The sequence below is a fragment of the Fulvivirga sp. genome (assembly GCF_040220315.1).
Taxonomy (GTDB): Bacteria; Bacteroidota; Bacteroidia; order Cytophagales; family Cyclobacteriaceae; genus Fulvivirga.
The window spans coordinates 1-3,502 of record NZ_JAVJUY010000220.1 but is presented as its reverse complement, the minus strand read 5'-3'; the positions used below and the strand labels follow the sequence as shown (position 1 = coordinate 3,502).

Annotated in this window: 3 protein-coding genes; all 3 read right to left on the bottom strand. The window is 38.7% G+C overall.

What is annotated here, in order from left to right; all coding sequences use genetic code 11:
* The coding region (locus RLO81_RS10750) for a serine hydrolase domain-containing protein (protein ID WP_350111282.1) at positions 1 to 811 on the bottom strand (811 nt) is incomplete at its 3' end.
* A gap of 498 nt (positions 812 to 1,309) precedes the next feature.
* The gene (locus tag RLO81_RS10745) at positions 1,310 to 2,563 is read right to left on the bottom strand and encodes an alpha/beta hydrolase-fold protein (RefSeq protein WP_350111279.1); all 1,254 of its coding nucleotides are present in this window, start codon (positions 2,561 to 2,563) and stop codon (positions 1,310 to 1,312) included.
* Between the two features lie 139 nt (positions 2,564 to 2,702).
* Positions 2,703 to 3,215, bottom strand: coding sequence for an SRPBCC family protein (locus RLO81_RS10740; RefSeq protein WP_350111276.1), 513 nt, complete (start codon positions 3,213 to 3,215; stop codon positions 2,703 to 2,705).
* Positions 3,216 to 3,502: the final 287 nt, after the last annotated feature.

Sequence of the window (3,502 nt, the reverse complement as noted above, 5' to 3'; positions counted from 1 at the left end):
CATCGTTTAACGCCCTCAGGAATGTACCCACATCCTCCGCTGTAGCATGCATGCCAAAATCGTTTGTTTTCAAGTCATGAGGATATCCTACATGATAGCCACTCATGACATCCTCTATATTTACTTCACTTACCGAACTGAAGGTGTGGTTAAGACTGAGCGGATTTAGTATTTCCTCCTGAATAAATTGAAAATTACCATAACCCAGTACATCATCCATGATCTTGTTGATCAAGAGATAATTCGTATTACAATATTCATAGTCCTCACCAGGTTCAAAGTTGGCCGGCTTGCCCTGAATCAATGCCAGACTTTCCTCAAAAGTCTCGGTCGGAGCCGCCCAAAAAACAGGAGCATCCGTAAAATTGGGAATTCCACTTCGATGCTGTATCATCAACCTCAAGGTAATTTTATCTGAGTTTTCGATTTTATCCGAAAGTTCCGGTAAATAATCTGCAATTGTTTTATCCAAAGACAGGCGTCCATCACTTACCAATTTGGTGACCGCCACGGCATCATACAGCTTGCTGATACTGGCAATTTTGAACATGTCATGGGGGTTCGCAGGTATCTTAGCTTCGCGATCATGCCATCCGGACGCCAAATACTGAGGTGGTTGACCAGCCTGGTCTACGTAAGCAATCACACCGTCAAATCCGTGTTCAATGGCCTCATCTAACTGTTCTTGAACCGTATCCGGTAGCGGCAGTATCCATGCCTTAACCAAAAGCCATGGTACAAAGAACAAGGAAATAGCTGTCCCACCGAACAGAAGGATTCTCGCTATTAAAATCTTTTTTTTCTTAGTCATAATATTTTGGTACGACAGCTTTTTTAATTAACCAATAGCGCGTGGTTTTACTCAGGATTTTACCGCAAAATAGCAAAATCTGCTATACCTGGTATCTGTCAGAAGCATACTGCGATTTCACAAGTCAATGGCTCCTGAGCAGAGGCCAGTTCAGATGCCCCCTCCTTTTCTCAGGGCAGGTTTTGTGGTAAAGTTTTACAGGCTTATGCGAAGAATTACATTAGGCCATGTGCTATAGTCGATGTTGAGAGCCGTTTAGTCTTTCTTTATATTTTTTCCTTTTCTGGAGTTAGATCAGAAGTTGTACAGTAATTAGTAATGAAAAACTGTCTAAATGTTGAAGTTTATGCTTCCAGAAGGGTATGAAATATAACGGTAAATTAGTAGTGGGAGATTGCGTGGTAGTTTCCTGTCAAATTGCTAGGCAGTTAGAGCGGGCTTCAAACCTTAATTTCTGCACTTTTTATGCCATTACTTATACAAAATGTTTAGCCTCAGTTATTTCCTTTTAAGTTCCTCGATTCTTTTCTTGTAGACATCGTTACCACTTAATTCAAAAGCCTTAGTTATATATTTAATTGAATTAGCAAAGTCGCCTTGTGCTTCATAGTATTCAGCCATAGAATCATAAGCATTTGCGCTTTCAGGATAATACTCAGTGGCAAGTTCAAAGTATATTTTCGCTTTTTCAGGTTGTTGCATGTCCATATTCATATAACCTGACATATTTAAAAGTTCTTCCGGATAAGGTGGTTCAGAATAGCCGAAATGTTCTTTGAGTTTCTGTTCCCTGTATTTTATTATGCTAAAAAGTTCGTCCTTGGGGGTGTCAAATGAATTTATTTTATCAGTATTTTCCATTTGGTACCATTCAAAAAGTGAAATTAATCCGTCCATGATAGATGGAAAAGGAATTGTACCATGTATATCTCTGGGGTAAAATTTCCATTCAAAAGACAATCCGTTTTTAGCATTTTGTCTTACCATATTTGAAAAGGCAATATTCGAACGGGCGAACAAAGTGAAATCTGTTGTGTCCTGCATTACATTGTCTGTGGTTATTTGTGAGTTCTGCAGATGCAATTGTCCGCTTAGTGACATAAATAAAGCTTTGTTTTCATATTTCTGGTTAGTAATTATTTCTTGCGCGTCTTTCAATAGTTTTTGGTTGTCCCAATCCAGGCTTGGGTCAATGGCTAAATAATTCGCAAATAAATTGGGTTGATTAATCAGTGTGTAGATAGTAAATAATCCTCCATAAGAATGACCAATGAGTGTTCTATAATTGGTAACCGGATATTTGTTTTCTATAAAAGGAATCAGTTCTTTCTCAATGAACTTCCTGAAATTGTCCGCCTCTCCATTTTTTTCATTGAAAGGCATGCCATATTTCGTGGTTATGGTAGAAGTGGTTAGGTCTCTTACTCTATTTTTATCATTCGAGATACCGACCAGTACCATTTCCGGTGTAAAACCACCGCTATAATAATTTTGCACATTATTTACTGTAGGAAGAAACATTTCTCCATCTAAAATATAGACTACAGGGTATTTTTGACTTTTCTCAGGGGTATAACTGGCAGGCAATTGCACATAAATATTTCTTGACTCGTCTAATATTTTGGAATAGAGACTATCCAAAACACCTGCTTTTTGTAAAAACTGTTGATTTTGATTTCCCTGTGATTTTACAAATTGTTGAAAGAAAATAATGAGTCCTATTGTCAATACTATTTTTAATCCTTTGGTCATTTTATCGCTTTTAACCGTTCTTGTTTTTTCTTTTCCATAATTGAGGCTAACGTTTAATGTATAATACTTTTTAATGCATTTTACATAGTGTTAGCAAGTCGTTTTGTGGAACTCAATGCTCCTGCCATTTATCATTCTCTTAATTGTTTAGGTTTTCAACGGCCCTCTTGATCTTTTCCATGTTCTTTTCCTCTTCTTTTTGGAATGCCATTCGAAGGAATGGTCCCATAATGCGAAAAAGTCCCTTAGGTAGTAACGTCATTGAAGCAGTTATCTTGGCTCCATTCTCAGTTGGCTTAACTTCACACTTGAACGCCACATCCATTTTATTGCTCGCTGCGTAGGCTTCCCAGTAATGTGGGCGTTCAAACTTAGTATAGGTGCATTCTAATTTAGGGCCACCCTTCCATTGGCACAGAATACGAGTCCCTTCCCCTACTTCCCCTTCTGTAAGTTGCTCAGCTAAGAGCATGTCTGGGTTCCAAAGTAGTTCGTTTTTAAGGTCACAGAGGTAGTCGAAAACTACTTCTGGACTACGATTGAGATCAACTGAATTGACAAGTGGTTTCTTATAGTTTTTAATGTTTGCTAACGCCGTGTGCGTCCGACTGGCTAATGACAGCAAAATAGTGAAATCTGCCGGTGCATCCAAAGTATCAGATAACCACTGCGTTCAGAAAGAAAAAATCCTGCGAGCCAAGCCCCGTAGAAAGCACCAACATTTCCCAGCGGCTGATTCATGGTGAAGTTTGCACTAAAACCAGCAAAGAGGCAGTTTGGCGCATTCGTGCTAGCGAATGTGTCTGTTGCACAACTCAAGTTCATTAAAAAAGTATTGATAATTAATGAGCTATGTGTTATATTTATATATGCAGGGACATAAACAATATACACCAAGGCTCTTCAACTCTTTTAACCTGGCTGCCAGGATTCCGGAAG